Origin of the sequence: Bacteroides sp. NSJ-48, assembly GCF_014287405.1 — a bacterium.
Lineage (GTDB): Bacteria > Bacteroidota > Bacteroidia > Bacteroidales > Bacteroidaceae > Bacteroides > Bacteroides stercoris.
In genome coordinates this window covers 26,724-51,386 of the sequence record NZ_JACOOD010000027.1, presented here as the reverse complement: position 1 = coordinate 51,386, position 24,663 = coordinate 26,724, and the positions used below count along the sequence as shown (strand labels likewise).

Annotated in this window: 36 protein-coding genes and 1 pseudogene; 13 read left to right on the top strand and 24 right to left on the bottom strand. The window is 48.3% G+C overall.

Going from position 1 to position 24,663, the window contains the following annotated elements; translation table 11 throughout:
* From H8S52_RS13050 to H8S52_RS13010, 9 genes and pseudogenes are all read right to left on the bottom strand, one after another.
* A pseudogene (locus tag H8S52_RS13050) lies at positions 1-830 on the bottom strand (viral A-type inclusion protein); the annotation flags it as partial.
* The gene (locus H8S52_RS13045; protein ID WP_117911372.1) at positions 827-1,033 is read right to left on the bottom strand and encodes a hypothetical protein; all 207 of its coding nucleotides are present in this window, start codon (positions 1,031-1,033) and stop codon (positions 827-829) included. The gene H8S52_RS13045 and the pseudogene H8S52_RS13050, both read right to left, overlap by 4 nt.
* A gap of 38 nt (positions 1,034-1,071) precedes the next feature.
* Complete coding sequence (locus tag H8S52_RS13040; RefSeq protein ID WP_186909957.1) at positions 1,072-1,560, bottom strand: hypothetical protein; 489 nt, start codon at positions 1,558-1,560, stop codon at positions 1,072-1,074.
* 3 nt (positions 1,561-1,563) lie between these two features.
* Positions 1,564-2,154: a hypothetical protein gene (locus H8S52_RS13035; RefSeq protein ID WP_119958509.1), complete on the bottom strand. Its 591-nt coding sequence runs from the start codon at positions 2,152-2,154 to the stop codon at positions 1,564-1,566.
* Entirely contained in the window at positions 2,151-2,501 is a 351-nt protein-coding gene (locus H8S52_RS13030) for a hypothetical protein (protein ID WP_222620324.1), read from the bottom strand. Before H8S52_RS13030 ends, H8S52_RS13035 begins: the two co-directional genes overlap by 4 nt.
* Complete coding sequence (locus tag H8S52_RS13025) at positions 2,443-2,919, bottom strand: hypothetical protein (RefSeq protein WP_117911366.1); 477 nt, start codon at positions 2,917-2,919, stop codon at positions 2,443-2,445. The genes H8S52_RS13030 and H8S52_RS13025 overlap by 59 nt, the downstream gene beginning before the upstream one ends.
* 14 nt (positions 2,920-2,933) lie before the next feature.
* Positions 2,934-3,398: an N-acetylmuramoyl-L-alanine amidase gene (locus tag H8S52_RS13020; RefSeq protein WP_008778307.1), complete on the bottom strand. Its 465-nt coding sequence runs from the start codon at positions 3,396-3,398 to the stop codon at positions 2,934-2,936.
* 5 nt (positions 3,399-3,403) lie between these two features.
* A complete protein-coding gene (locus H8S52_RS13015; protein ID WP_005798264.1) occupies positions 3,404-4,444 on the bottom strand; it encodes a hypothetical protein in 1,041 nt (346 codons plus the stop codon).
* A gap of 35 nt (positions 4,445-4,479) precedes the next feature.
* Complete coding sequence (locus tag H8S52_RS13010; RefSeq protein ID WP_186909956.1) at positions 4,480-5,415, bottom strand: HK97 family phage prohead protease; 936 nt, start codon at positions 5,413-5,415, stop codon at positions 4,480-4,482.
* Between the two features lie 206 nt (positions 5,416-5,621).
* Here H8S52_RS13010 and H8S52_RS13005 point away from each other — a divergent pair, with 206 nt between their 5' ends.
* The 12 genes from H8S52_RS13005 to H8S52_RS12950 all read left to right on the top strand — a co-directional run bounded on the left by H8S52_RS13005 (position 5,622) and on the right by H8S52_RS12950 (position 15,958).
* Complete coding sequence (locus H8S52_RS13005) at positions 5,622-6,086, top strand: terminase (protein WP_005798268.1); 465 nt, start codon at positions 5,622-5,624, stop codon at positions 6,084-6,086.
* Positions 6,087-6,093: 7 nt separating this feature from the next.
* Positions 6,094-7,653: a hypothetical protein gene (locus tag H8S52_RS13000; RefSeq protein WP_119958506.1), complete on the top strand. Its 1,560-nt coding sequence runs from the start codon at positions 6,094-6,096 to the stop codon at positions 7,651-7,653.
* 1 nt (position 7,654) lies between these two features.
* Complete coding sequence (locus tag H8S52_RS12995) at positions 7,655-7,885, top strand: hypothetical protein (RefSeq protein ID WP_119958505.1); 231 nt, start codon at positions 7,655-7,657, stop codon at positions 7,883-7,885.
* A 10-nt stretch (positions 7,886-7,895) separates the two neighbouring features.
* A complete protein-coding gene (locus tag H8S52_RS12990) occupies positions 7,896-8,315 on the top strand; it encodes a phage protein Gp36 family protein (protein ID WP_119958504.1) in 420 nt (139 codons plus the stop codon).
* 4 nt (positions 8,316-8,319) lie between these two features.
* Complete coding sequence (locus tag H8S52_RS12985; RefSeq protein ID WP_120387402.1) at positions 8,320-9,630, top strand: DUF935 family protein; 1,311 nt, start codon at positions 8,320-8,322, stop codon at positions 9,628-9,630.
* 689 nt (positions 9,631-10,319) lie between these two features.
* Positions 10,320-11,474, top strand: a complete 1,155-nt coding sequence (locus H8S52_RS12980; RefSeq protein WP_119958537.1) for a phage minor head protein — start codon at positions 10,320-10,322, stop codon at positions 11,472-11,474.
* Between the two features lie 97 nt (positions 11,475-11,571).
* Positions 11,572-11,805 (top strand): hypothetical protein, encoded by a 234-nt coding sequence (locus H8S52_RS12975; RefSeq protein ID WP_008782246.1) that lies wholly within the window; start codon positions 11,572-11,574, stop codon positions 11,803-11,805.
* Between the two features lie 381 nt (positions 11,806-12,186).
* Positions 12,187-13,488, top strand: coding sequence for a reverse transcriptase domain-containing protein (locus tag H8S52_RS12970; protein WP_120387403.1), 1,302 nt, complete (start codon positions 12,187-12,189; stop codon positions 13,486-13,488).
* Entirely contained in the window at positions 13,485-13,970 is a 486-nt protein-coding gene (locus H8S52_RS12965) for a hypothetical protein (protein ID WP_119958501.1), read from the top strand. Before H8S52_RS12970 ends, H8S52_RS12965 begins: the two co-directional genes overlap by 4 nt.
* A gap of 199 nt (positions 13,971-14,169) precedes the next feature.
* Positions 14,170-14,412 carry a hypothetical protein gene (locus H8S52_RS12960; RefSeq protein WP_032951854.1) on the top strand — a complete coding sequence of 81 codons (243 nt, stop codon included), beginning with the start codon at positions 14,170-14,172 and terminating at the stop codon, positions 14,410-14,412.
* A gap of 71 nt (positions 14,413-14,483) precedes the next feature.
* Positions 14,484-15,122 (top strand): thymidylate synthase, encoded by a 639-nt coding sequence (locus H8S52_RS12955; protein WP_119958500.1) that lies wholly within the window; start codon positions 14,484-14,486, stop codon positions 15,120-15,122.
* Entirely contained in the window at positions 15,119-15,958 is an 840-nt protein-coding gene (locus H8S52_RS12950; protein ID WP_119958499.1) for a DNA adenine methylase, read from the top strand. Before H8S52_RS12955 ends, H8S52_RS12950 begins: the two co-directional genes overlap by 4 nt.
* A gap of 84 nt (positions 15,959-16,042) precedes the next feature.
* Here the strand turns inward: H8S52_RS12950 and H8S52_RS12945 are convergent, their stop codons facing one another.
* The 15 genes from H8S52_RS12945 to H8S52_RS12875 form a co-directional block, all read right to left on the bottom strand.
* Positions 16,043-16,477, bottom strand: a complete 435-nt coding sequence (locus H8S52_RS12945; protein ID WP_117911352.1) for a hypothetical protein — start codon at positions 16,475-16,477, stop codon at positions 16,043-16,045.
* On the bottom strand, positions 16,474-17,034 hold the full coding sequence (locus tag H8S52_RS12940; RefSeq protein WP_117911350.1) for a phage virion morphogenesis protein: 561 nt from the start codon (positions 17,032-17,034) through the stop codon (positions 16,474-16,476). Before H8S52_RS12940 ends, H8S52_RS12945 begins: the two co-directional genes overlap by 4 nt.
* Positions 17,031-17,264 carry a hypothetical protein gene (locus H8S52_RS12935; RefSeq protein ID WP_117748620.1) on the bottom strand — a complete coding sequence of 78 codons (234 nt, stop codon included), beginning with the start codon at positions 17,262-17,264 and terminating at the stop codon, positions 17,031-17,033. The genes H8S52_RS12940 and H8S52_RS12935 overlap by 4 nt, the downstream gene beginning before the upstream one ends.
* 6 nt (positions 17,265-17,270) lie before the next feature.
* The gene (locus H8S52_RS12930; protein ID WP_117817376.1) at positions 17,271-17,507 is read right to left on the bottom strand and encodes a molecular chaperone DnaJ; all 237 of its coding nucleotides are present in this window, start codon (positions 17,505-17,507) and stop codon (positions 17,271-17,273) included.
* A gap of 11 nt (positions 17,508-17,518) precedes the next feature.
* Positions 17,519-18,187, bottom strand: a complete 669-nt coding sequence (locus H8S52_RS12925; RefSeq protein ID WP_117817375.1) for a DUF3164 family protein — start codon at positions 18,185-18,187, stop codon at positions 17,519-17,521.
* Positions 18,188-18,205: 18 nt separating this feature from the next.
* Positions 18,206-18,388, bottom strand: a complete 183-nt coding sequence (locus tag H8S52_RS12920) for a hypothetical protein (RefSeq protein ID WP_005798303.1) — start codon at positions 18,386-18,388, stop codon at positions 18,206-18,208.
* A gap of 6 nt (positions 18,389-18,394) precedes the next feature.
* Complete coding sequence (locus H8S52_RS12915) at positions 18,395-18,889, bottom strand: hypothetical protein (protein ID WP_118027227.1); 495 nt, start codon at positions 18,887-18,889, stop codon at positions 18,395-18,397.
* 1 nt (position 18,890) lies between these two features.
* The gene (locus H8S52_RS12910; protein ID WP_005798305.1) at positions 18,891-19,163 is read right to left on the bottom strand and encodes a hypothetical protein; all 273 of its coding nucleotides are present in this window, start codon (positions 19,161-19,163) and stop codon (positions 18,891-18,893) included.
* An 11-nt stretch (positions 19,164-19,174) separates the two neighbouring features.
* The gene (locus tag H8S52_RS12905) at positions 19,175-19,471 is read right to left on the bottom strand and encodes a DUF4406 domain-containing protein (protein WP_005798306.1); all 297 of its coding nucleotides are present in this window, start codon (positions 19,469-19,471) and stop codon (positions 19,175-19,177) included.
* A 1-nt stretch (position 19,472) separates the two neighbouring features.
* Complete coding sequence (locus H8S52_RS12900) at positions 19,473-19,715, bottom strand: hypothetical protein (RefSeq protein ID WP_005798307.1); 243 nt, start codon at positions 19,713-19,715, stop codon at positions 19,473-19,475.
* Positions 19,716-19,717: 2 nt separating this feature from the next.
* On the bottom strand, positions 19,718-20,344 hold the full coding sequence (locus H8S52_RS12895; RefSeq protein WP_117911340.1) for an AAA family ATPase: 627 nt from the start codon (positions 20,342-20,344) through the stop codon (positions 19,718-19,720).
* Positions 20,344-21,222, bottom strand: coding sequence for an AAA family ATPase (locus H8S52_RS12890; RefSeq protein WP_118419657.1), 879 nt, complete (start codon positions 21,220-21,222; stop codon positions 20,344-20,346). Before H8S52_RS12890 ends, H8S52_RS12895 begins: the two co-directional genes overlap by 1 nt.
* 38 nt (positions 21,223-21,260) lie before the next feature.
* A complete protein-coding gene (locus H8S52_RS12885; protein WP_186909955.1) occupies positions 21,261-23,300 on the bottom strand; it encodes a hypothetical protein in 2,040 nt (679 codons plus the stop codon).
* Positions 23,301-23,309: 9 nt separating this feature from the next.
* A complete protein-coding gene (locus H8S52_RS12880; RefSeq protein WP_119962021.1) occupies positions 23,310-23,684 on the bottom strand; it encodes a hypothetical protein in 375 nt (124 codons plus the stop codon).
* Between the two features lie 122 nt (positions 23,685-23,806).
* A complete protein-coding gene (locus H8S52_RS12875) occupies positions 23,807-24,037 on the bottom strand; it encodes a hypothetical protein (RefSeq protein WP_119962020.1) in 231 nt (76 codons plus the stop codon).
* Positions 24,038-24,146: 109 nt separating this feature from the next.
* On the opposite strand from H8S52_RS12875, the gene H8S52_RS12870 reads away from it, so the two are divergent.
* The gene (locus H8S52_RS12870; RefSeq protein WP_005798321.1) at positions 24,147-24,659 is read left to right on the top strand and encodes a hypothetical protein; all 513 of its coding nucleotides are present in this window, start codon (positions 24,147-24,149) and stop codon (positions 24,657-24,659) included.
* Positions 24,660-24,663 lie beyond the last annotated feature (4 nt).

Genomic DNA, 24,663 nt, shown 5'->3' with positions numbered 1-24,663 from the left:
ATAAGGGTATCATACCATTCGGAAAGTGTTTTATAATACCCGAAAGATTCCCCGTACTTGCGGTTCAGTTCCTCTACCTTCGCCTTTTCCTGTTCCTTGCTGCCGGTGAAGTTCTTTATCTCGTCGATGACCGATTTCAGTTCGAAGCGGGTACGCACCATCTGGGCACGGCCGTCCTTCTCTATCTCGGTCATTTCCTTGAGTGATATGTTGAATTCATCCACGCCTTTTTTGGCGCTGAACAGGTTTTTCGTCCAATCCCAGATTTCATCACCGTACATTACCAGCAGCATGATGCCGGTGGTCATAGCCGTCTGCCAGGAAAAGAGTGAGGACAGAACCTGCTTCCATACCGGTGTGCCTTTCTTGCCGGACTTCTGCAGCTCATCGTATTCTTTCCGGGCACGGGCCAACTCATCGGTAAAAATCGGCAGGTTGTTGGATATGGCCAGGAAGAACATCTGCGGCCCCATGGCCAAGGAAGGCATTTCACGCGCCATCTGCTGGATACTGTTGTGCAGACCATTGAACTGGCGCTGTGCATTAGGTATATCTGCAGGGGTGACCTGCACGGATTCCGATTCCTCCTGCAGCAGTTTCAACTGGCTCCGCAATTCCTCAAGCTGCTTCTCCAGTGCATGGATCTGCGCGATATTGGCACTCTGGTCCAGATTGGGGGCGGCCGTCTCCCCAGCAAGGCGCAGCCTTTCCAGTTCAGCCTCCAGCAGCCTGACGGTATTACGCAGTTCCAGCGCCTCACGCTCGGCCTTGTTCATGCCGGGCGTGAGTTTGTCCTTCATTAAAAATTCAACTTCTACAGGTTTACTCATTCCAGTTTGCTTTGAAAAAATCCTACTATATCGTTCGCCTCATCCTCGGCACTGCGCTCCGGGTGGCTGTCACACTTACCGCTGCCTCCCTTCTGCCGAACATATCGCGGAGCGTCGCTCAGCATCAGTATCAAGGTCTGGTAGTTCACACCGTCCAGAATGTAGTCCACACTCCAGCCCGTTGCCGATGCTATCTGCCACACGAAACCGAAAGGGCTATGGGAACCCTCATACCGGGTTCTTAACTCCCCATCCTTCTTTGGCTCAGTCTCGGGGTCATCGGGTTCGCCCGCGCCGCCGAGCTGATAATACGCATAAAATCCTTCGTGCCCATCAGCCGTTCAAACGTTCGGAACAGCGCCATCAGATACTTCCACTCCACAAAGTTCCGAAGCACCCATGCCGTCACACCGATACCCACATGTCGCGACACATAGCCACGACACACCGTATAGGCCAGCAGTCGGCTCACAGCCTTGCCATGTTCCGCTACAAAGGCCAGTTCCTCGGTCTTGCCCTTCGGCTGCCAGCCAGGTTCAACACCCATCTTCAGGTATTCCCTCGCCAGCAGAATCTGCCCGCGCAGTCTCGGACGCTTCATCGTCACACGCACCTCCAGCGGGCGTTTCAGCCATGGGAGCTTCCACCTTTTAAGAGGAACGGACACGCCGCTGTCCAGCAGCGCATCCGCACACTCCATTTCTATCAGTTGTTCCAGCCGGTCAGCCATACACTATCCCTCCTTGCTTGTAGCCTCCTCACTTTGAACCGAGGCAGCCGCCGCTGCTCCCGCTGCAGGCAGCTTGTGCTCTCCCCACTCTTCGGGCAAGGTTTTCGAGTCAAACACGCCGTAGGGCTGCGAACCGTCCTCCGGCATAGCCACCTCCAACGTACATTCTATCTTGGCCGTTTCCGTAAGCGTCAGCTTACCGCCCAGGTTGCTCAGCAGCGTGCCGTTTGGTATCAGGATGCTCCGTCCGCTCACCAGTTCCAGTTCAAATGGACCTTGCATCAGCAGGGCGGCTTGTGGGGCGGTCCAGCCTATTGGGTTCTTCTTCTCGGTGTCTTCTTTCGCATAGTGCAGCGTACCGCCCAGCATGGCATGCAGGTTCTTGTAGTCCGTCTGGATTACGTTGAATGTGGGGGCGATGCTGCCATTGCTCTGCGGAATGATCAGCACGGGGGCACCCGGTGCCTGTTCCGCCTCAATCTTTGCGGCTTCGGCCTTCTGCCCGTTCAGGTCAAACGAGCCTTTTTCAATATAGCCTATCACGAAGTCATTGTATTTCACGGCACCGATACCGTACATAAAATTCTTGTTCATCGTTTATAAAGTTTGATGGTTAATAACACACCGGCCAATAAGCCGGCCAATACACCTGTCATAAACGTCCGCATCCGGTTCGGAGGGCGTTTTTCTTCTATTTGAACGTCATTCGAAGTTTCGTTCCTGGTCTCGCTCCGGATGCGTGTCAGCTCTTCTTCATACCACAGCACCAGCTGCTGCAGACTGTCGCACGAGGCTTCGGCCACAAGGTTTCCCTTGCCGTCACTGCCTACGGTCAGGTTGGCCTGTCCGCTCTTGCCACGGTACACGGCACCTTCAGGAAGCTTACGGAGGCTGTCCGCCGGTATAGTCAGCTTCACCGAACTCGCCGGTATCCCCGCCATCACCAGTCCCGCCCGTCGACTTCCGCTCACGCTGTCGGCGCTTGCCGTTTCCGTCTGGACTTCCCGGTTCATGCTCTTTCGGTGACTCGCGCAACCTGTCAAGCACAGGGCAATCGTCACGATGAGGACAGTTTCCGGCTGTATCAATAGCTTTTCTAAGACGGGCCATCTCGCGCGTATTGCGGGCCAGTTCTTTCTTTGTTTCACAAAATTCATCTTTTAGAGGTTTTACAATATTTTCCATCAAAATGCGGGTGGCATGTTCGGCGTTATCTATGCGCATGGCCTCTGCACCGGCCTCGGCCTTCATCGCTTCCGCTTTCGCTTTTCTCACAGTAGCCCGCAAGGAGCCAATGGTCGCCACCGTACCAACCAGGCCGCCGCCAAGGATAATGTTCATAAATTCGCTCAAGTCCATACCACCCGGTTTTATTATTGATTAATACCTATTTCTTTCAACCATTCCTGCACATCGAAGCTCGGACAGGCTTTCGCTGCCAGTTCGTTGTGTCCTACAATGCGTACATCAGGGAATTTCCGATGAAAATCCTTCACATACTTCTCCAGTGCCTTTTTCTGGCAGCCGGTGCGGGTGTCTTTCGGGGTCTTACCGTCTTTTTCCACGCCTCCGGCATACACGATGTGACGGCTTACACTGTTATATCCCTTGGCTCCGTTGGTCACTTCCCAAGGGTCCACCTGTGCATCCTCATTGTTTTCTACCAGACGTTCCACGCCTCCGTTCAGGTGGAACAGGTCGGTATAGCCAACCTGCTTCCATCCTCTTCCTCCTTGGGCAACCGGAGAAGTATGCCATTTGCGGATGTCCGCCGATGATACTTCACGCCCCTCCGGGGTTGCCGTACAGTGTATTACCAGATATTTCAACTTTGCCATAATCATCATGCTTGATAGCCGCTCATCATTACCACTCCGGCATCCTCTTTCTTGGGCATGCAGATGAAGTAATGGCGGAAGTTAATCAGGTTACGCTGGTTCAACGGGTCATTCTTTGACTCGGAATAATACATCTTGGTAGAACCTGTTGCCTTGAAAACCCTCTGTTTGTAGAAGGCAAACGAACACGGAAATTCACCGGCTTCTGCCGTTGTACCCAATGCCTTCTTCACTCCGGCTGTAGTATAAAGCGGGTTGTTGCCGTACTCGTAGATTTCAAAGCCGTAAAGGTTACCTACCTTGCCGCTGTTGCGGTCAATATTGTACTGTTCACGGAATGCCTGGCTGGTCAGCAGCAGGTCATTCACATGGTCGGGGCAAAGCACCAGTCTGCGGCCGTCTGACGGTACGCGCAGGTTGTCAAGGGCACGCTTCATTTCCACAAGGTCATTCACGGTAAGGCGCAGACGATTTGTAGCCGGATCTTTCTCGCCGGTAGTCTTAAGCACCGGAGTAGTTTCCGTATTTTTGTTCGCACAAAGCGCATGGGCCGCCTTGGTAAACTTCGCATCATTGATACTGTTGGCATGTCCCTCTTTCACACGGGCGGTCTTGTCATAGCTGATGGCATAAAGCTCATCGTCTGTAATCGGCGTAGCCTTGGTCTGGAATTTGTCCAGCTTGATGGCAATATCCTTGTCTTCCAAAGCCTGCACGTCAATCGGATAGGTTTTATTGTTTATCAAGACATCCGGATCTACACCAACTTCTACCAGGTGAATCACATCGTTATTCACGATACTGCTTTGGTCGGGGATTCCTGACAGCCAGGTTCCTTCCAGTCCGGCACGGAGCACCTTAACAAGTTCCCCTGTCCAGATTTCCGTATAAACCCCTTCACGGAGTATTGAAGTACTTTGCGGGGCCATTCCCATAAAGGCTGCCACCGCATTCATTCCCACAGCTCCGGCCACCGGAGAGAATCCCAATACCGAAGCACACACGACACCTGTCAGCGTATTGAACAGAAGTGCCGTCAAAAGCATTACAATTTTTCCCATTTTCTTCATTTTAAAGGTTTTCAAATTTCACAGGTCATGCCGTATTCAGCCTTGTACAGGCGCTTGTACTCCTCCGGGTTATGCTCGCGCATTTCAAGCAGCGCATCACTCGGGACATCGCTCAGTTTGGCATAGGTGGACGGCTGTGCCTGCTGCTTGCCGCCCTGATAGCTCAATACAGTGGAAATCTTCACCTGGGGCTGCATGGCATCAAGCACATTCTTCAGTTCATCGGCACCGACCTTCTTGCCAAGTTCGATAAACTGTGTCTTCTTGTCTTCTCCCAAACGTTTTTCCACCACTGCCTTTTCCACAAGACCGGTAATACGGGCCAAAGTCAGCTTCCCGTTTTCTTGCTTCAGGGAATCATTCTCTGCCTTGGCTGCTTTCAGTTCATTTAAGGCTTGATTAACATCAGCCTCCGTTGCCGTTTCCGGCAGCCCCAATTGAAGGGCCAAAAGTTTCAGTTCCATTTCTTCTGTTGTTTTTTGGTTATTGATTAGTGGCAAAGGACAATCACCATCCTTTCCCAATGTGATTTGTTTTCCATCCTTCATCAGTACGATGGCATCATCATTGGAACCTACATCCACCAGTGATACCTCATACAGCTTGCTTTTGGTTATTGTCGGGCTGGTCTGCCCCTGCAGCAAATGTTCGGGCTGGTCACTCAGTTCCAGAATGTCTATTCCGGCACTCACCATTCTCAGGCTGCCGAATTCAAACTGTTTCTTGCATCTTTTACTGAGGTCGGTCGCTTCGTCAAACACCAGTTCCCCGGTTACTTCACCATCCTCTACCCGAAGGTCCTTCACATAACCAATCACGTTTCCGCGTTGGTGCATGTACAGCAGTACCGGGTTTCGGCAATACTGCTCCACACTCATGCCCGATGTCAACACACGGCTTCCGTAGCTGTTCAGGCTGTCGTTTGAAATTCTTACACGTTTACTCATTTTCTCATGCCACGCCTTTATGCATTGGCGCTGCAATATTACAGAGCACTTACCGGGAAGCCAAAAAAGTGTGCAATGGTTGCACACTTCTATGAAACCGTTGCACATTATTTTGGCTGCAAGCTGATAAGCGGACAACTTTGCGAATAAATCGGGCAGGTGCAAGGGACTCCGAAGCCTGCCTTTAACCCTATATTCTTTATTATATGACAAAGGCAGAAATCGAAAAGAAAAAATCTCTTGCACGCTCACTGTTCCTTTCCGGCATGGAACAGACTGAAATTGCGGAGAAAGTGGACGTGTCACGCGTCACCATCTCAAAATGGTGCACGGCTGACGGATGGAAAGAGGCAAGGGCGGCAAAGAACGTCACCCGGCCGGAACTGGTGAACAAACTCCTGCTCACCATTGATACACTCATTACTCAAGTCAACGAATCAAACGACCCTGCACTTGTAGCCGGTCTCGGGGACAAACTGGCCAAACTTTCGGCAGTGATTGAAAAGTTAGACAAGAAGGCCAACGTAGTGGATGTCATTGAAGTGTTCATGGCATTCTCCAAATGGATTGAATACCGTTCAACCATCGACCCGGAAGTGACTCCGGAACTGGTCAGGGCAATCAATAAGTACCAGGATCTGTATATCACCGAACAGATGGGCATAAAATAAAACGGCTATGGCAACAGCAGCGGAAAAGAAACAGGCATACGAACAGTGGAAGGAACACTGTAAAAGAGTGCAGTCCATCACGGATACGGCTTTGCTCGCGGGCGAGACACCGGCACAAAAGGACAGGCGTATTCTGCGCCTACAAGGTAACTATGCTGCGTTCTGTGAATATTACTTTCCCCACTTCCTCACCTTGCGTGACAAAACCACCGGAGAAGTCATACGCACCATCCACAATGCACCGTTCCACAATGCGGCAGCGGCTAAAGTAAAAGGCACACCCAACCTGAAGGCGGTGTTCATGTGGCCGCGTGGCCATGCCAAGTCCACACACATGGACATTTTTGTTCCGCTGTGGCTGATGTTCCAGCCCAAACGGCTCATCAACTTCATGGTGGTGGTCGGCAAAAGTGAGGACTCAGCCACGCGCCTACTGGGAGATATTCAGGCAGAACTGGAGCATAACCAGCGCATCATTGCCGACTTCGGCAAGCAACAGGGGAATACCTCCTGGCAGGATGGGGAGTTCAAGGCGGCCAACGGGGTGAAATTCCTGGCTTGCGGACGCGGACAGTCTCCGCGTGGTCTGCGCGACCGGGAAGCACGTCCGGACTACATCGTCATCGATGACTTGGATGACGACGAACTGTGCCGCAATGAGAAACGGGTGCATGACATTACAGACTGGGTAAAAGAAGCCCTTTTTGGTGCACTGGATGTGGGCCGGGGACGCTTTATCATGGTCGGGAACCTCATTTCTAAAAACTCGGTGCTGGCCAATCTCACCAAGACAAAAGGGGTGCATGTATCTGTCATCAAGGCAATAGACAAGAACGGAGAACCGGTATGGCGCGAAAAATGGACGAAAGAAGAGGCGCAGGAATACAGGGATTTTGTAGGCTACCGGGCATGGGAAAAGGAGATGATGCACAACCCCATCGTGGACGGCACTATCTTCCGGGCAGACTGGATTCGTTACAAGAAACTGCCCAGACTGCCCAAGTATGAAATGCTGGTCTGCTATACCGACCCCTCTTTCAAATCGACCACTTCCAACGACTACAAGGCTTGCCGCCTTTGGGGCAAGATTGGGAAGGAACTGCACCTTATAGACTGTTACGTCCGGCAGGATACCGTTTCCGGAATGGTACGGTGGCTTTACGACCTCTACGAGCGTACACGTGATACGGCAGCCGTCCAGTTCTTTATGGAAGCGAACTTCATGCAGGATGTCATTCTGGATGAGTTTGAGGCAGAAGGGAATCTGCGTGGATACCAACTGCCCATCATGCCGGACAAACGAAAGAAACCGGACAAGCTCCAGCGCATCGAAGCGGTGTCACCATTATGGGAACGCGGTTTCGTATTCTACAATGAGAAGTTGAAAGAATCGCCGGATATGCAGACCGGAATCGAACAGACCTTGGCACTGGAGCGTGGCAGCCGTATTCACGATGATGCACCGGATGCCGACGAGGGAGCCATCTGGATGCTGCAGCGCAATTCAAGGCAGGAGAGTTTTCAACCGGTGTTCGGTAAAAGGCCGACCGCCAAAAATATATGGTAACATGATACAGCTGATTAAAAGAATGATTTTTGCATGGCGCTATAAACGTGCCGTTGCCCGTGCTTGCAAGTATGCCAAGCTTTACGGAAGAAAGTACTATGTCCTGTATATGGGCGGCAAACTGAAAGTTGTCCCCAAAAGGAATATCTGCGAACTGATTCACCACCACCGTTTCCGCAAGGGAACCACTATCCGGGATATAGAAAAAATGGCATTGTTCATCACTAAATAAAAGTAAAGTCATGTTCATTACAGAAGAAGATTACAAAGTTGTCATCGGCGACAACGCATTGAAGGTCATCTCTCAGGTAAGCCCCAAAAACCGTGCCGATGCGGAAACGGTGGCTTTGGAGGAAATATCCGGCTATCTGCGTTCGAAATACGACTGTACGGCCATTTTCTCTGCACAGGATGAACAGCGTAACAAGCTCATCGTAACGTACGCCTGCGACATCGCACTCTATCACATGAGCGCGTCAGTTCCGCAGAAAATGGGAAGCGAGGTGCGCAAGGAACGCTACGAGCGTGCAATAAAAATGCTCGAGGGGATACAGGCCGGAAAAATTGTCCCTGATTTGCCTTTGGCTGTCGGAGAAGATGGGCTTCCGTCCGGAAATTCATTTGTTTACAGCTGTCAGAAGCAGCTTCATCATAACTGGTAGGACTATGGATATTAAAGACTTTTTCAGCGGTATGTTTTCCAATAAACCGAAAAACGTACTGCAAACGCCATACGGCAATTTTAATCTGGCCAAGGGGAAAGACATCAAGCGGGTGCAGAAAATGGTCATCGACCTGCAACGCACCACTGATGCACTCACCCGGAAGGACATCAAGAACTGGCGCGATGCCTGGCAGTATGCCATCAATGTGGACAGCCCCAGCCGCCAGCGCCTGTACGACATCTACCGGGACGCGGAAATAGACCTTCACCTCTCCGGGTGTGTGGAGCAGCGCAGAGGTTTTGTCATGGCGCGTTCTTTCAAAATCGTGGATATGAAAGGGGATGAGAACGAAGAAGCGGTTCACTTCTTTGACCAGTCCTGGTTCAAGCAGCTCATGCGCTATGCACTTGATTCAATCTACTGGGGACATTCGCTCATCGAATTGGGCGATCTTTGCACTGACGGCGACGGCTGCATCTGTTATTCGGATGTTAAGCTTATTCCGCGCAAACATGTCATTCCTGAGTACGGACGTGTCATAACCGACCTCGGGCAGGACTGGACTACCGGTATAGATTACCGCCAGCCTCCTTTTTCCGACTGGCTCATTGAGGCAGGCAGGCCCGACGACCTCGGGCTGTATCTCAAGGCAGCTTCACAGACTATCCCCAAAAAGAACATGCTGGCCTTTTGGGACACCTTCGGGGAAATATTCGGAATGCCCATGCGTATAGCACGCACCACTTCGCGCGATCAGAAAGAGATTGACCGTCTCGACCAAATGCTGCGTGAAGCCGGAACCGCCCTCTCCATGGTGGCAGGAATGGAAACCGAAATCGAATTTGTGGAAAGCGGCAAGGGAGATGCATTCAATGTCTATGACAAGCGCATCGATCGGGCCAACTCCGAACTGTCTAAGCTTATCATCGGGCAGACGATGACCATCGAGGACGGAAGCAGCCTCTCACAGTCTGAAACGCACCTTGAAGTGTTCCAGAACCTCGTGGAAAGCGACTGTGATATGCTTCGGGATATAGTGAACAACCAGCTCATTCCGCGAATGGTGCGCCACGGGTTCCCTGTCAAAGGGCTGCGCTTTGATTGGGACTACTCCATTGACTACACGCCCGAACAGCAGAAAGCCTACGAAGAAATGGTACTGCAGCACTACAAGGTGAAGCCTCAGTACTTTGAGGAAAAATACGGCATTCCGTGCGAGGAGAAGGAGCAGAAGGAAGAGCCGGACCCGACAGATCCGAAAAAAAAGAAAGACGGCAAACCGGCTGAAACGCTGTCCCGTTTTTTCGACTGAGCCCCGATGATTATTCGGGGCTGCACCAGCGATATTCCCGATTGTTGGAAAACAGGAAGCCCATCCTGCAGGCGGGAAAAACGGAGGACATCGAAAAAATGGCCAAGGAATGGGCTTCAATAATCAAGAACAAAGAAGCCAGAAAAGATGCGGAAGATGCAGCCCGTATTATCCTGGAACATGGCATCAAGCTTCCCAGACTGCTTAAAAAGAAAGGAGGAAAAACTTCCGGAGCAGAATACCGGGCACCCATGTTCGAGGGTGATGACGGTATTCTGTATTTCAACGAACTCCGTGAACGAGACTACAAATCGTACAAGGAAAAGAAAATGCAGTACCGCTCAGGTGCACAGGATAACACATTCCTTCATGAACTCGGTCACCACATCGATGCGCTGCTGGAGCCCAAAGCTTACAGCATGGTAGAGCACCAGTGGAACATGGAAAAGGTGAACAGGGAACTTATCGAAAAGGAACTGTCCAGATATGCCCTGGAGAACCGGGCCGAGTTTGAAGCCGAGCTGATCAGCGCAACACTCAGGGGGAAAACATTCTCCAATGAACTGCTGTCATATTCCAATCTGCATAATCCGGAGCAGAATGAAGGAATTGCAAAAACCTTGCTGCAGTATGCATCCGGAAAAGATATATGCACACCGGTTGACCTGGTACGTGAAAAGTTCGACCGCATGATGAAGGTACTGTTCCGGCAGGAAGGGGCAAGCCTTGAAATAGGTATTCTGGCATCCGAAGAAGCGCAGGATTTTATAGAGACTCATTCTTCTGTCCTGAACGGATCATTCCGGCAGGTGGAAATGTCCGAGGCTATGCGCAAACGGCTGGAGCGCTCCAACTATGTATTCTCCGGGCTGAAGACCTTTCATGAACTGAATGAAGCCTTTCCCTCCTTGTTGGATGAGAACGGCAATAGAAAGACGTTCGAACGCTTTTTGAATGATGTCCGGAAGATCGACGAAACATACAATTCAAACTATCTACGGGCTGAATTTAACTTCGTACAGGCTTCAGCTGAAATGGCGGCCAAATGGGAACGGTTCATGCAGGACGGCGACCGCTATTATCTGCAGTACCGCACGGCCGGGGATGCAAAGGTACGTCCCACCCATGCGGAGATGGCCGGCATTACACTCCCGGCTTCAGACCCGTTCTGGGAAGAATTCTATCCGCCTAACGGATGGGGCTGCCGCTGTTCCGTAGTCCAGGTACGCAAATCCAAGTATCCGACTACGGATCATGAAGAGGCTATGGCAAGAGGAGAGTCAGCTTTGGAACTTGACAAGAAAGGTATGTTCCGGTTCAATGCAGGCATGGAACAAAAGACGATGCCCGACTATAACCCATACACCATCAAACGGTGTAAGGATTGCGATATGAGCAACGGAAAGATGGAACTGGTCTTCGTTCCGGAAAATGAATTGTGCGCTGCATGTAAACTGGTTCGGGAATTAGCAAAAACCGATGCAAAACAAACACGTGCAGCAGCCAAGCCATTACAAGGAACTATTATCCGTAATACACATTTTCATCATGATGTGAATATTACAGGTACCTCTATTAGAGAATGGACTAATCAACCGCACAAACATTTCAAAGCCAAAAATCAAATGCTGCTGGACATAAACAATGTGTTTTCAAATGCAGCATACCTTGGCACAACAGATAACCATAAAGGTATCAAACGTGTCGTACAGTCACACATTTTTGAAGTGGAAGTGAGTGGAGAAAAAAATTTGCTGATTGTCCGTGAATATGATTGGGGAGAATATGTGCTGCATAGTATATCGGATAGTCCGGAACTTTACAACAAGATAAAAAAAGAATAGCAAAAGAAGCAATCTTCCGGAACTACAATCCGGCACTGGACTTCTAATGCTATTCCTCACTGCAAATATACAAAACAATTTTCAAAAACAACTCATTATGAACAAAATTATCGAATTTCTCAAACAAAGCAACCGCTATAAGCACCTTATTGGCGGCCTTCTTGTAGGATTTGCCGCCCTCAATCCGTGGACGGCTCTGTATGCATCCATTATCGCTGCCTCCTGTCTGGAACTCAAAGACAAACTGAAAGGAGGACTTTGGGACTGGATAGACTGGTCTCTTACCGTCATCGGCGGCATATTGTCGGCCCTATTTTGGTGGATAGTGTAATGCTTTAGTTCATTTTGCCTGTTAAATCAGTAACTTTGTACCCGGCGGAGCTTCCCGATAGTCCGTGTGGTCTATCGCGGGTACAACAATGCGAACGCGAATGGCGGTGTGTCGAATGCGAATGCGAATAACGATGCTTCGAACACGAATGCGAATGTCGGCTCGCGTCTGGAAATCTAATTAATCGGCGTACAGCACCGGGGACGTGTCCCCAATGCAGTGCCGAGGGAAGCAAGCCACAGCAACAGCACCCATTAGGGTGGAAAGCTGAAAAATCACGCGTCGGGTGGAGTTTGGTAGGCTGTTATCAGTTCGAAGAAGTCAGGCCCGGGGAAAGGAAGGCCCTTATCTTCCGTATTTACAAACCAACAGCAGAACCGTATGCGCAGGGAAGGATACATCATAGAGGAAATCATCGAATACTCCAATATGTCGGAGGCATTCGATGCCGTACTGCGTGGAACCGATCGTAAAGAGTCCACTCAAGGGGAAAAACTGCTTGCCCGTAGGGAGAAGGTTATATCCGAACTTACTGCTGCCATTGAAAATGGTTCGTTTCAACTTGGTGGATACCATGAGACGGAAATCAAAGAGTATGGCAAAAGTCGCATCCTGCAGATTTTATCCATGTATGACCGCATCGCAGTATATGCCGTAATGAACGTGGTGGACCGTCACCTACAGAAACGCTATATCCGGACTACCGGGGCCAGCATTAAACGACGTGGCACTCATGATCTGATGCACTGCATACGTACCGATTTGCAAAAAGACCCGGAGTGCACGCTGTATGCCTACAAGTTTGACATCCGCAGGTTCTACGACAATGTGCGGCAGGATTTTGTGATGTGGTGTTTCCGCAGGGTATTCAAGGATGAAAGGCTGTTGGTGCTGCTGGAGCGGTTCGTGACACTGCTGCCGGAAGGTATCAGCTTTGGACTGCGCAGTTCACAAGGAGCAGGCAACCTGCTTCTGTCTGTATTTTTAGACCACTATCTGAAGGATAGGTATGGGGTTCGTTATTACTACCGCTATTGCGATGACGGACTGGTACTCGGTAAAACGAAAGCGGAATTGTGGAAGATTCGTGATGTTATTCACGGGCAAATGGAGAAAATAGACTTGGAAATTAAGCCGAATGAACGGGTATTCCCTGTAGAAGAAGGCATTGATTTCCTTGGCTATGTTATTCGTCCTGACTATGTGAGATTGCGGAAACGTATCAAGCAGAAGTTTGCCCGGAAGATGCACGAGGTAAAATCGAGAAAAAGACGGCGGGAATTGATTGCCAGTTTCTACGGCATGACGAAACACGCCGACTGTAATAAGTTGTTTAAAAAATTAACAGGCAAAGAAATGAGAAGTTTTAAAGACTTGAATGTCGCTTACAAACCGGAGGACGGCAAGAAGCGATTTCCCGGCGTGGTGGTAAGCATCCGGGAACTGGTAAACTTACCGATTGTAGTGAAGGATTTTGAGACCGGTATCAAGACCGAGCAGGGAGAAGACCGCTGTATTGTGGCCATCGAAGTGAACGGCGAGGCAAAGAAATTCTTCACCAACAGCGAGGAAATGAAGAATATTCTCGCACAAGTGAAAGAAATGCCGGATGGCTTTCCGTTTGAAACGACCATCAAGACAGAGACCTTCGGCAAAGGTAGAACCAAATACGTGTTTACATGAGAAGAGTTGAAGGAAGTGCCGGTGTGTCGCTGATGGAATGCACGAACCCGGTTAAAGACAAATGGCGCATCCGCTGGGATGTGCAGGAGAAAGAGAACGGCTCTGCCTCCTACATGGAAGAGGAGTTCAGCCATAAGCCCACTGATGAAGAAATCCGCACATTGGTTATGTCCTGGTATAACAGCCAGACTGATGCAGCTATCCTGTCCGGATTCGTGTATAAGGATGCCCCTGTATGGCTTTCTACAGAAAACCAGTACAACTATAAGGCAGCATACGACTTGGCTGTTCAGACGGGCGGAGAGACCCTTCCAGTTACATTCAAATTCGGTTCGGATGAGCAACCCGAATACCATACCTTTGATAATTTGGATGAATTGAAGGACTTCTATACGAAAGCGGTAAGGTATATCCAAAAGGCTCTGGCTGAAGGCTGGAAGAAGAAGGATAAGTTCAATTTGGAATTATACCGGATTGAATGATTGACAATCCCACGGGGGAGGGATAAAAAAAGCCCCCGGCCTGTTAATTAGTCGTCTCACTTACTTATTAACACCAAAAACGCAGAACCGCGCGACCGGGGGCAAATACCCTCGCTCGCGGTTCTGCGTTTTTTTTAAGATGTACGCATAAAGCGCATAAATAAGTGAGACAGTGCAAATGTACAAAATTTAACTGGATATGAAAGTAATTGAGATACTAAAATTGAACAGGGAGCTTTTAAAAACATGCCATTACATGGGCATACGACCCGATGATGTGCAATATATAGAACTATATAATGAATATAACAAGTTGCATACCAATGGTGAAAAAGTGTCTTATATCGTAGCAACGCTTTCCCTACGATATGGCATCAGTGAACGAAAGGTATATGACCTGATCAGGCGTTTTAAAACCGACTGCAATTTGTGTGCAGTGTAATCAGGACTTCCCAAGATTAAAGGCAAACTCCCCTACCCTACCTTTGTATCGCAATAAACAACATTCATATCATGAACAAATATTATCAAATCTTAGGCAAGGTGCTTTCATCCGGAAAGATGCAAAGCAATAAGAAAGGGAATATCCGCTACCTGCTGAATGAACAGCTGACGCTGCTCCCTGCCGACCTTCTGGATATATTCGAAGGGCATACCATAGCGCGGAAGAAGTTAAAAAACGAGCTACAACTGTTTATGAGAGGCGAGCGCAACGTGGAAAGATACAGAGAGGTCGGCATCAACTGGTGGGACTACTGCGGCTCAATCCTTGTGAACAGCTACCCAACCTATTTTGAAAAACTGCCGCCACTCATCGAACGCATAAACAGGGAAAAAAGGAACAGCAAAAACTATATATTGTTTCTCGGATCTACAGGAACAGAAAGTAACCAGGCTCCATGCCTTAGTCTTGTTCAGTTCCAGATAGAGCAAGGAGAACTGGTCATGACTGCCTATCAGCGAAGCAGTGATGCAAATTTAGGACTGCCGGCAGATATTTATCATTTGTACTTAATATCAAGGCAGATTGAGTTGCCGCTAAAATCCATCACCCTGAATCTGGGGAACGTGCATATTTACGAAAACAACATCGACAAAACAGAACAGCTGCTTGCCGGCAATGAAAATGTAAAATTTGAATTGAACGTATGAGAAAGATGTATCTGTCAGCCCCTCTCCCATTTGTCGGGCAAAAGCGCATGTTCGCCAAGGAGTTCATGAAAGTGCTGGAGCAATATCCGGATGGAACATTGTTTGTTGACCTGTTCGGTGGCTCTGGACTATTATCTCACATTGCCAAATCCCTCAAACCCCACTCTACTGTTATCTATAATGACTTCGATAACTACCGCTTCCGCATGAAGCATATTCCGCAGACAAATCAGTTGCTTGCTGACATTCGCGAAATGGTAGGGAATTCCGTACCACGTCATAAAATCATTAAAGGGGAACTGCGTGAACGAATATTAAGCCGCATCGAGCAGGAAGAGAATACCACCGGATATGTGGATTTCATTACCCTCTCCTCCTCTATCTTGTTTTCCATGAAATACAAACTGTCTGTTCAGGATATGCGGAAGGAAGCTCTGTACAACAATATACGTAAGACCGGCTACCCGGAATGTGCGGACTATCTTGAAGGGTTGGAAATCGTATCTTGCGATTACAAAGAAGTGTTCAACCGGTATAAAGATATTCCTGGGGTAGTATTTCTTGTTGATCCGCCCTATCTGTCCACTGACGTAGGAACCTATAACATGTACTGGAATATGGCCGACTACCTGGATGTGCTGAATGTACTGAAGGGGCATTCATACGTATATTTCACTTCCAACAAATCTTCAATTCTGGAGTTGTGTGAATGGATAGGTAGAAACAGGGATTTGGGTAATCCTTTTGAAAACTGCACAAAGGTGGAATTCAATGCTCACATGAATTACAGCTCTTCTTACACGGATATGATGCTTTACAAGAAAAAAGCCGCCTGATGTCGTTTACTTTGCCTGTATTGAACAAAAAAGCCGCAGACGGTAATTTATACGTCCACGGCTTTCCCTTTCTAATAAAGACGGCTATTGCATCCGCTTGATAGCCACACACTGGTACACCTCAATACTTTCCACAATATCCTCATGGTTGTGATTGGTATCACTCTCCACCAGGTCCAGCTCCAGAAAGGTTTCCCCACTCAAGCCGGCAAGCCGTGCATGAATCAGCCCGGGCAGGTCAAACACCTTCAGCGCATCTTCCTGCAGCTCGCTTCCATCAGCACTCGAACCTTCCCAGTCTGTCACGATGTGCAGCTTGATTAAAGGTTCTGCCCGGTATTCCACACCGGGAACAATCGCATTCCACTGTATAGGGCAGAATTCCACAAAGACAGCCGGACGCTCCCAGTTCTCTTCCTGCTCGATGAACTCCACATTGTGGTTCCACAAGTCTATGTGCTTGATAAGGTCAATGGCCTTCAGTTCGCTGCAAAGCAGCCGATAAAGTTCTTTTCTCATTTTCTTATGATATTATATTCAATGGTGAAATACTCTGTTAGGTTCTCTTCTACAATCTCACGGACGGCTTTTTCCACTTCAGGCGATGTGCCGAGGAAACGGCGGCGGGGTATCTTGATGGTGCTTCCTTCTTTCTTTAAAGCCATGAACATCCAAAAATCGGCTTCTGTATCAAGCCGGGCATTTCGTTTGTCTTTCCGCAGCTTTCCGTCCTTCCTTCTCCCGAACGCCCCGGTGGCCTCATAATACTTATGCCAGAAGAAACGCTTCATTCGCCCCGTCACCACTATTTCACCACCATCATTATGAATGGCCGCATAGGGCAGAGAGGTAAAGAAAGTGATGCTGTTTTCCGTCGTCCGGCTCCCAATACTTTTCCGAAGCGCCCCGGTATCTGTCAGTATGGCTCTGCCTTCATCCCGGATGGGGCTTTTCCGCCGCTGCCATTTTTCACTGAAAAAAGCCTGCCGCTCAAAGTTCTTGTCAAACTCATCGCTCATTTCCACCTGAATGTCTTTCAGTATCCGGGCCACTACTTTTTTAACGTCTTCGTTCATTCCCAATCAAAGTTAAATTTCAATTGTACCGTATCGTCCGGCAAATCGTTTTTAGGGTCTGCGGACGCTTTAAGCATATTGTAGAATGTACGCTCACTAATAGCATACACAGGATATATGTACCGCCGCCATATTTCACGGTTCGGTACACCGTGACTGGCATAATGGTCATATATCCTGTTTACTTCTGCTACACGCTTCTGATAACTAACTCCGTGCCGCTTTCCCATATAGGTTTAATCGTTCATAGATGGTTTTACTTTAGGTTTATAGGGACGGATGTCAAGCGTCATTTTTGCGCTTACCGTTACCCGGCCACTTCCTTCGCACTGTCTGCAGACTTCCTCAACGGTTTCGCTTCGCTTCTTTCCAAAGATCCGAGAGGGATATTCTACAACTTTCTTCACTTTACCTGTACCGTGACAAGCACGGCACAGGGCTACTTTCGGAGATTTCTCCACTTCTTGTATCATAGTTCTATAATTTATGATTCTGTCATTCCCAGAGGGATAGGTTTCCACATTCCGTTTTCGTTCTTGATTTCAGCACGGATGAACTGTTTGCTCACTTCCGGCTGGTAGGCTTCCTCAATGATGCGTACACCTTCAATGAAACGTTCATCTCCGGTTTCCATGGCCACTTTGCGAAGCTGCACAATGCGTGAAGCCTTCAGCGTACCCTTGGCATCACGGGCCAACAAACGAAGCACCATGCTCACCAGTGCCTTGGTTTTTTCATCTTTGGCCAAGCCTTCGATATATTCCTTCACAATGGCTATACCGTCTTCCACCGTGTCACGGTAACCGTCGGTCACATACACACCCAGCGTGATTCGTTTGTCGCCTTCACTGTTAGTAAAGGTATGGCTGCGCTGGTCATCCTTCACCTTGGTTTTGAAAAGGTCTGCCTTCATTTCCAGAATGGTTTTGAAGTTGTCCATCACAGTCTGCTTGCTTGCCTTGATCTGCTCACTGATGCCCAGCAGTACCGGAATGGAGTTGGCTATCTCCTCATCCACCATCTGTTTGTACATTTCGCGGTCATTCTTGGCTTTTTCCTCTGCCGCTTTCTTTGCTTTTTCTCTCTGGAAGGCTTCAAATTCCGCCTTTTCCTCTGCCGTCATTACCACGGTCGTTTGTTTCATTTCTTCCATGATTCTTGTTTTTTGGGGTTATTGGTTTTCATAATCCTGCATTTCAGGTTCATCTTCCATCAGCATAGCCTCTCCGTTGGCGTATGCCCAGTCAGCCAGTTCGCTATAAAACTCGGCTGCATCTTGCTTCTCCATATCAGAGGCAAGCAGGTTGATTTCCTTTTTCAGATTCTCTAAAATCTTTGTGTTTCTATTTTCCATATCCTATCAGTTTGCCGGAGCATCAGGGTCAATCTGAATGAGTGATACCATGCTCACGGGGTTAATCGTTTGCTTTTCTTTCTTGGGCTTCAAGCCGCCTTTCCGTTGTATGGACCGAAGCTTTACCGCCAGTTCATCCAGTTCGTCCACCGTAATCTGTCTGAACGCCTTGCCGACTATTCGGGGATTACTGCAGAAGTCATTGATTCGTGCCCAGTCGGATGTATCTATGCCCAGCTTCTGCATCAGGTTCAGACAGAGACTCCGTTTCCGCCGCAGCTCCTCACGCAGCTTCTGTCGCCATTCGTCTTGTCCGCTCAGCTTCTCCAGAGCCGTACAGCAGGCTTCATACTCCTTGGCTGTCATTTCCTTCAGACTGTCCGTCCGGTTCCACGTGTACTGCAGCACAATGCTTTTCTTGAATTCTTCCCGGTCTCCTGTACAGGGCAGCTTGTTGAACAATGCATAGAACCGGGCGAAATTGGTTACTTCCTGTGCCATATCATTTGCCATTAAGAATCATTTCACATTCAGTTGATTTGGTACTGACACGATAAATTATCTTATCCGTCTTCACTGATTTAGCTTTGTATTCAGCCTCAATTTGCCCAGCAAATATCTTTTTGAATTCAGCACCCATTTTAGAAAGTATTTCCTTGTTGTACTCCCCGCAAAATCCTATGCGTGAAGATTGGATTTCACGAATATTTCCTCTATATACCGTAGCAGTCAACGTCATCACCACAACACCGGTTTCCATTTTTATTTTTCCCATATCGACCATTTTTACTCAAACAATACTTTAATGCCACACGAACTGGCCACATCAAGCTCCAGTTTAGCACCTTTGCTCAGTTCCCAATCCTTCAGCATATAGATATACTCACAATCCAGCAACAGGCGTATATCCGCCCGCATGTGCTCTCTCCAGTGTGCTTCATCCGGAAGTCCGTTTTTAAATGGATTCACCGGATTGAACCCCATAGCACGCAATCTGTTTTCAGCATCGAGGAACGCACCTTTGCGCTCATCGATATTGTAGTGGGCTATTGCCCCACTGATGTAAACTTTGTCTTTTTCCATATCACTTCTTTTTGATGTTGACTTTACAACTTGGATTCCATATCAGCACATTACGTGCAAACAAGACATCACCCGTTTCTATTACGACATGACCGGGCGTTTTCGCTCTTCTCACTTTCAGGTCACTTTGGATGTTTCGCTCCAGCCAGTCATCCAACACTGCCCTGCTGGAACTTCCGTCCAGCAGAATCTGGAACACTTCCGTTCCGGTGTAGCTTTCAAAAGCCTTTTCGTTATTATCCATAATCACTTTGGTAAATTATTACTTGTTTGAATGATTCCGTCCTCCCATACCACATAATAGCTTCCCGGGTCTCCAATGGCGCGGCCTTGACAATAAGCTTTATAACCGACCACTCGAATCTTCATATCACAGATATATTTCAATCTTACAGCACCGCCACCCATTGGCTGGCTCTTCTTTTCCTGGCTGATCCAGATGAAACATTTCTTCGGAAAGGTTTCCATCAGTTCCACAGCCTGCGGATAGTCCCACCCGGCCACCTGAAAGGAATCAATGATGATGAACTTCGGGCTTTTCGGCTTTTTCAGCCGGGCAATCACTTCCTCCAGACTGCCTTCTGTCACCACGCGAAACTTACCCTGCACCTCATTCATCTTCAAATACTCCATACGCCGTTGGAAACTTTGGTTGATTTTCTCTTCGTAACTCATGTACAGCACCGTCCCATAGTTACACAGTTCCTTTCCAAGCTGCATTACAAAACTGCTCTTCCCGCTGGCACTGGCACCGCTGATGAACCACGAAGCGTTCTCTGCCGGGAACCCGAAAGGTTTGCTCCATTTCTCATTCCACGGCAGAGTAACCCATTTCTTGGCGGCTATTTCCTTCGGACTGTACGCACGCTTCATTATTCCGCTGTCATTTTAAGTTTTTCAATCTCAGTATAAACTCTTCTCAAACCACCGCGTGTCTTCCGTACAATCTGGGCTATATCAGCACCTGCCGGGGCATTTACCTTGGCTACAATACGTGCCTGGTTGTTCAAGAACTGTTCGCGCTCCTTGCCATCATCCGGAGTCACCTTGCTGTACCGGTCACCATAACGGCTCAACATTTCGGTATAACCCACCTTCTTGCATTCTATGGAGCGGTTGATTTTCTCTTTCAATCCGTCTGCCCCCATCATGTACCAGGCGCAGCAGCGTTCAGTGGCATTCCACAAGGCCTTCAGTTCAAGGAAAGCTTCATACTGCAGATCGCCTGCTTCATCGAGGATGATAAGCGGGGTTTCCATCGAACGGAGGTAATATACCAGGTCTTCATACACGTCAGAATACTTTCCCTTACTGTCCACACCAAACTCTGCAGCAATCTTGCGTACCAGCTTCAATTTGGTCTTTACCTGCGAGCAGTCGATATAAACGGCATTCTTGTGGCTCTGCACATAATAACGTGCCGTGAAAGTCTTGCCGATATTGGGCATGTCGCACAAGATACCCGACAGGCTGGACTGCTGTGAAAACTCCAGCTGGGCTGTGATATATTCAAATGTCGGGGTCTTGGCTGCTTTCCATTCCATTTCACCACGGAGGTTCACCCCTAATTTGCGGGCAATGCTTATCCAGTTGGCATCGCTCAGGGCTTTGTCTGTCTGTCCGTTCTTGATTGCACTGTACACAGACGTACTGATGGCCAAAGAGGCAGCATGCTTGGCATCACTGGGATAGTTCGCACGGTTGGCGGCTATCGCTGCTAAAATCTTCTGTTTTTGTGCTTCTGTAATCATAATTCTAACGCTATTTTAATGTTGTTCTAATTCTGTTCTTACATATCACTGATGGCTCTCATTGCCTCGCTTATTCCGGAGTGCCATTCATAATCAGATTCCGGATCTGCCGACAAATCGGCTGGCAAATCATCGGATAGTTCCACCGGGGGAAGTTCCAGTTCCTCTTCCGGGTCATCTGTTGGCTGATCCGGTGTACCGGTTCCCACCTTTCCGATGGCGTGGTCATTGAGGTATTTGCTGAAATGACTCAGAACTTTGTTTTGCTCTGTATAGGCTACCCGGTCTTCTTCGGTCTGTTCTGCCATCACCCGGTTGTAAGTCACTACCGGACGAACCTTGTCAAGGTAGCGGTCGTTCTGGTACAGGAAGACATCCGTAGGCTTGCCCTCTTCATCCGGCAGGAAGTAGGCCGTCACCTTGCGGTTGTTTGGTTCCAGCTGCTCCAGCACTTCCGGACCGCTCAGCCACCAGTCCGCATTTGCCACACGTACTGTGGAATTTCTACGAATACTGGTATCTACCTTTTCTCCGATATATCTGCTCAAGGTCAGTTTATCAAGCGGTCGAAGGGTCGGATTGATTTTGGCTACGAGCACATCCCAACGGGTCATTCCGGGATATTTCTTTTGATTGGGGTGAAGCGTATTGTTCCATTCTTCACAATCGCGCCGGTCGTCCGCCACAAGCTCCTCAAACGTATAATACTTTCTGTCTTCCCAGGTGTGGTTGCTGCTGTCACTCACTTTCTTCTGGTCCACCCGCCGTGCACCTTTGTTATGCCAGCGGCCAATGGCTTCATGGTTCTTATGTGCTATGGTTGTCTTGAACGCACCGTTCAGAGCTTCAGCATATTTCTCCTGTGAGTTCTGTGGGGCACAGAAATGCACAAACTTAAATACCTCACCTGCCTTCAGGAATCCTCCTTTATACTTGCTCATCAAGTGCTGCTCCACCTCAATACCGGCTGGAATGCCCCATCCGTTGCGTTCGATGAGCCGGAACATATCACGGAAACAGTCCACTACCAAGGCATCATCCTTATCCCGCCCGTAGGCCAAACCGATACGGCACTGGCTCACCACATCATAAGCATAATAGGCATGCACATACTCGCCGCCTTTCATTCTGCGCGGCAAATCCACGTCATCCATCGTAATTTGTGACAGTGAGAACTCACCGCCATGACGGTGCATGTGCGGCATTTGCTCATGATAGAACTCCATACGTCCACGCAGGGCTTTTTCTATCAGCAGCTGGCTTGCCGGGTTGTTCAGAATGTTCCGGATAGTGCTTTCGCTCAGTTCTTTCGGTTCCCCGTTCTTATCCGTAAAGTTTTCCGGATTGAATATCTCCCCTGTTTCCAGATCCCATACTTCCAGCTCACCGCATACAAACGACAGATACATTTCATGCACATCACTGCCGTATGGTTGGTTGGGAAGTACTTTCAAACTCATCACCAGGCGTTCGTCCATGTGAGTTACCTTCCGTTTGTTCTGGTTGCCGAATTTTCCGGTTATCAGACATTCGTAACCGTACTGCTTGTATTCGTTCACTTTCTTGCGGAAACGCAGGGTACTGGCAGGAAGGTCATGACCAAAGTCTTCGCGTAAGGTCTCGATGGTAGTGGCCATCATGTCCCAGTTATATTTTTCACCCATCAGTTTGCGGTAATCGTTGCTTCTGTTATAAAGCTTGATACAAGTATTCAGAACTGAAGCATTCACCGCATATTTCCGGGCAAGTTCGTCTGTAGCTCTGTTGCTGGAAGAATGGGAGGCCCAATCCAAGAAATAAGCTACTGCAGCCTGATCCAACACATAGTTTGACAGTATCCAGTGGCGAAGTGCCTGCTCTGTTCCTCCGGGGTTGTCTTCCTTTACCCGCTCCAGGCACTCGGTAGGCAGACTATTGAGGGCGACCAACGCGCAATTTCCAGCAGCACCTCCACCACGGCGCACCACCTTGATACGACCACGGTTCACCCAGTTCCTATAACAGGATTCGGTGATATAGCCGCCATCGATGAGCTCTCGTGCAGAAATACACTGTATGTTACCGTAATACACCAACATAGTCACCTCCTATCTCAATGCAGATGCAAACGCTTTTATGTGGTCAATTTCCGAAACCATTACATGCTCGTAAGTCTTCACTGTTTCTCCTTTGAATATTACCTGGCCGCTACCATCCTTGCGGTCAAACTCTATAAGAGCACCATTGGGACAATATAGGCGGGATACTTTGTCATAGTCGTGAAAAACCTCCACCTCCGGAATAACAACCATCACAATACCGCCACGGTCCATGGCCAACTTACGGATCTTTGCAGAAAGTTCGGAGTTACCACGACGGTCATCAAACCGGATAGCGTTATAAACAGTCTTCTCTGTCACGTTGAGGGCCTTTGCGATAAAGTCGCGGTCAGCTTTCGTAATGTGAATGTACCTCTTGTTCATATCTCACTTATTTTAATGATTAATATTGGAGGGAGTCCGGGGAATCGAACCCCGGCGCAAGAACCATGCACTCCCGTGTGTCTTTCCACACCGTCACCCGTCTCTTAACGCCTTCCGGGTCGTCACGCTGGGTTATCCTGAGTATCTTTATCTTCTTGTTTCTTCTGTTCGTGCCACCTTAGTGTCTGAAACGTATCATAGTTCATCACGAGTAAAGATGTATATGATTCATCTCGGAACCTTTCATTCTTGTTAGGTACTGCATCCTTGATTTCATTAAGAACATCACCAACCGCACTGAGGAGTTTTTCCAATGTTTCCGGTTTTACCTTTTTCAATAATGTCTCTTTCATAATCTTATACTTAAAAATCGCTAATCACACGCCTTTTTTGTATCTTTGGCGCGGTGTTCTTTTTTGAACACGCTGCAAATATACAGAAAATCCTGTAATAACAAAAGATATGAAAGAAAAAAATACAGAAATATCTGCAAGAATAGAAGAAGTTATATTTATCTTGCACACTAATCCAAATAAGTTCGCCAATGCATTAGGGTACAGTAGAGCCCAAACTATCTATGATATAGTAAGCGGAAAGTCTGCTCCAAGCTATGACTTTTTTAAAAGGTTTATAATGTCAGGATATTCTGTATTCATCAACCTTCGATGGTTATTTACTGGGGAAGGGAATCCTATAATTGAAGAAACTTACTATGAATCAGATTTGCCAATTATTAAGGGGGAAATGACAGAAGAGCAAGCACAAGCTAAGTTGAAAGCAGTTAAAGCCGCAAAGAATCAAAACAATATACTTCATGAGGAAACAAATAATAGTACCACTGAATCTTTCTTGTCTATAATAAGAGAGCAGGCAGAAGAAATAGGAAGGCTTAAAGAACAGATTCGCCAAATGACAATCGAAAAGGGAAAACATGTGTCGGATGCACACATTTCCGGTACTGCAAATGTCGGGTAGGCGG

Bases quoted from the DNA above. Each gene is read 5' to 3' on its own strand.
- H8S52_RS13040 (WP_186909957.1), bottom strand. From the start codon at position 1,560: ATGGCTGACCGGCTGGAACAACTGATAGAAATGGAGTGTGCGGATGCG.
- H8S52_RS13025 (WP_117911366.1), bottom strand. From the start codon at position 2,919: ATGGACTTGAGCGAATTTATGAACATTATCCTTGGCGGCGGCCTGGTT.
- H8S52_RS13005 (WP_005798268.1), top strand. From the start codon at position 5,622: ATGACAAAGGCAGAAATCGAAAAGAAAAAATCTCTTGCACGCTCACTG.
- H8S52_RS12920 (WP_005798303.1), bottom strand. From the start codon at position 18,388: ATGGAAAATAGAAACACAAAGATTTTAGAGAATCTGAAAAAGGAAATC.
- H8S52_RS12955 (WP_119958500.1), top strand. From the start codon at position 14,484: ATGAACAAATATTATCAAATCTTAGGCAAGGTGCTTTCATCCGGAAAG.
- H8S52_RS12870 (WP_005798321.1), top strand. From the start codon at position 24,147: ATGAAAGAAAAAAATACAGAAATATCTGCAAGAATAGAAGAAGTTATA.
- H8S52_RS12910 (WP_005798305.1), bottom strand. From the start codon at position 19,163: ATGGGAAAAATAAAAATGGAAACCGGTGTTGTGGTGATGACGTTGACT.
- H8S52_RS12915 (WP_118027227.1), bottom strand. From the start codon at position 18,889: ATGGCACAGGAAGTAACCAATTTCGCCCGGTTCTATGCATTGTTCAAC.
- H8S52_RS12940 (WP_117911350.1), bottom strand. From the start codon at position 17,034: ATGAACGAAGACGTTAAAAAAGTAGTGGCCCGGATACTGAAAGACATT.
- H8S52_RS13015 (WP_005798264.1), bottom strand. From the start codon at position 4,444: ATGCTTTTGACGGCACTTCTGTTCAATACGCTGACAGGTGTCGTGTGT.
- H8S52_RS13000 (WP_119958506.1), top strand. From the start codon at position 6,094: ATGGCAACAGCAGCGGAAAAGAAACAGGCATACGAACAGTGGAAGGAA.
- H8S52_RS13030 (WP_222620324.1), bottom strand. From the start codon at position 2,501: ATGGCGGGGATACCGGCGAGTTCGGTGAAGCTGACTATACCGGCGGAC.
- H8S52_RS12875 (WP_119962020.1), bottom strand. From the start codon at position 24,037: ATGAAAGAGACATTATTGAAAAAGGTAAAACCGGAAACATTGGAAAAA.
- H8S52_RS13010 (WP_186909956.1), bottom strand. From the start codon at position 5,415: ATGAGTAAACGTGTAAGAATTTCAAACGACAGCCTGAACAGCTACGGA.
- H8S52_RS12970 (WP_120387403.1), top strand. From the start codon at position 12,187: ATGCGCAGGGAAGGATACATCATAGAGGAAATCATCGAATACTCCAAT.
- H8S52_RS12975 (WP_008782246.1), top strand. From the start codon at position 11,572: ATGAACAAAATTATCGAATTTCTCAAACAAAGCAACCGCTATAAGCAC.
- H8S52_RS12930 (WP_117817376.1), bottom strand. From the start codon at position 17,507: ATGATACAAGAAGTGGAGAAATCTCCGAAAGTAGCCCTGTGCCGTGCT.
- H8S52_RS12960 (WP_032951854.1), top strand. From the start codon at position 14,170: ATGAAAGTAATTGAGATACTAAAATTGAACAGGGAGCTTTTAAAAACA.
- H8S52_RS12995 (WP_119958505.1), top strand. From the start codon at position 7,655: ATGATACAGCTGATTAAAAGAATGATTTTTGCATGGCGCTATAAACGT.
- H8S52_RS12945 (WP_117911352.1), bottom strand. From the start codon at position 16,477: ATGAGAAAAGAACTTTATCGGCTGCTTTGCAGCGAACTGAAGGCCATT.
- H8S52_RS12890 (WP_118419657.1), bottom strand. From the start codon at position 21,222: ATGATTACAGAAGCACAAAAACAGAAGATTTTAGCAGCGATAGCCGCC.
- H8S52_RS12950 (WP_119958499.1), top strand. From the start codon at position 15,119: ATGAGAAAGATGTATCTGTCAGCCCCTCTCCCATTTGTCGGGCAAAAG.
- H8S52_RS12965 (WP_119958501.1), top strand. From the start codon at position 13,485: ATGAGAAGAGTTGAAGGAAGTGCCGGTGTGTCGCTGATGGAATGCACG.
- H8S52_RS12885 (WP_186909955.1), bottom strand. From the start codon at position 23,300: ATGTTGGTGTATTACGGTAACATACAGTGTATTTCTGCACGAGAGCTC.
- H8S52_RS12880 (WP_119962021.1), bottom strand. From the start codon at position 23,684: ATGAACAAGAGGTACATTCACATTACGAAAGCTGACCGCGACTTTATC.
- H8S52_RS12935 (WP_117748620.1), bottom strand. From the start codon at position 17,264: ATGGGAAAGCGGCACGGAGTTAGTTATCAGAAGCGTGTAGCAGAAGTA.
- H8S52_RS12900 (WP_005798307.1), bottom strand. From the start codon at position 19,715: ATGGATAATAACGAAAAGGCTTTTGAAAGCTACACCGGAACGGAAGTG.
- H8S52_RS13035 (WP_119958509.1), bottom strand. From the start codon at position 2,154: ATGAACAAGAATTTTATGTACGGTATCGGTGCCGTGAAATACAATGAC.
- H8S52_RS12925 (WP_117817375.1), bottom strand. From the start codon at position 18,187: ATGGAAGAAATGAAACAAACGACCGTGGTAATGACGGCAGAGGAAAAG.
- H8S52_RS12980 (WP_119958537.1), top strand. From the start codon at position 10,320: ATGATGAAGGTACTGTTCCGGCAGGAAGGGGCAAGCCTTGAAATAGGT.
- H8S52_RS12990 (WP_119958504.1), top strand. From the start codon at position 7,896: ATGTTCATTACAGAAGAAGATTACAAAGTTGTCATCGGCGACAACGCA.
- H8S52_RS12905 (WP_005798306.1), bottom strand. From the start codon at position 19,471: ATGGAAAAAGACAAAGTTTACATCAGTGGGGCAATAGCCCACTACAAT.
- H8S52_RS12895 (WP_117911340.1), bottom strand. From the start codon at position 20,344: ATGAAGCGTGCGTACAGTCCGAAGGAAATAGCCGCCAAGAAATGGGTT.
- H8S52_RS13020 (WP_008778307.1), bottom strand. From the start codon at position 3,398: ATGGCAAAGTTGAAATATCTGGTAATACACTGTACGGCAACCCCGGAG.
- H8S52_RS12985 (WP_120387402.1), top strand. From the start codon at position 8,320: ATGGATATTAAAGACTTTTTCAGCGGTATGTTTTCCAATAAACCGAAA.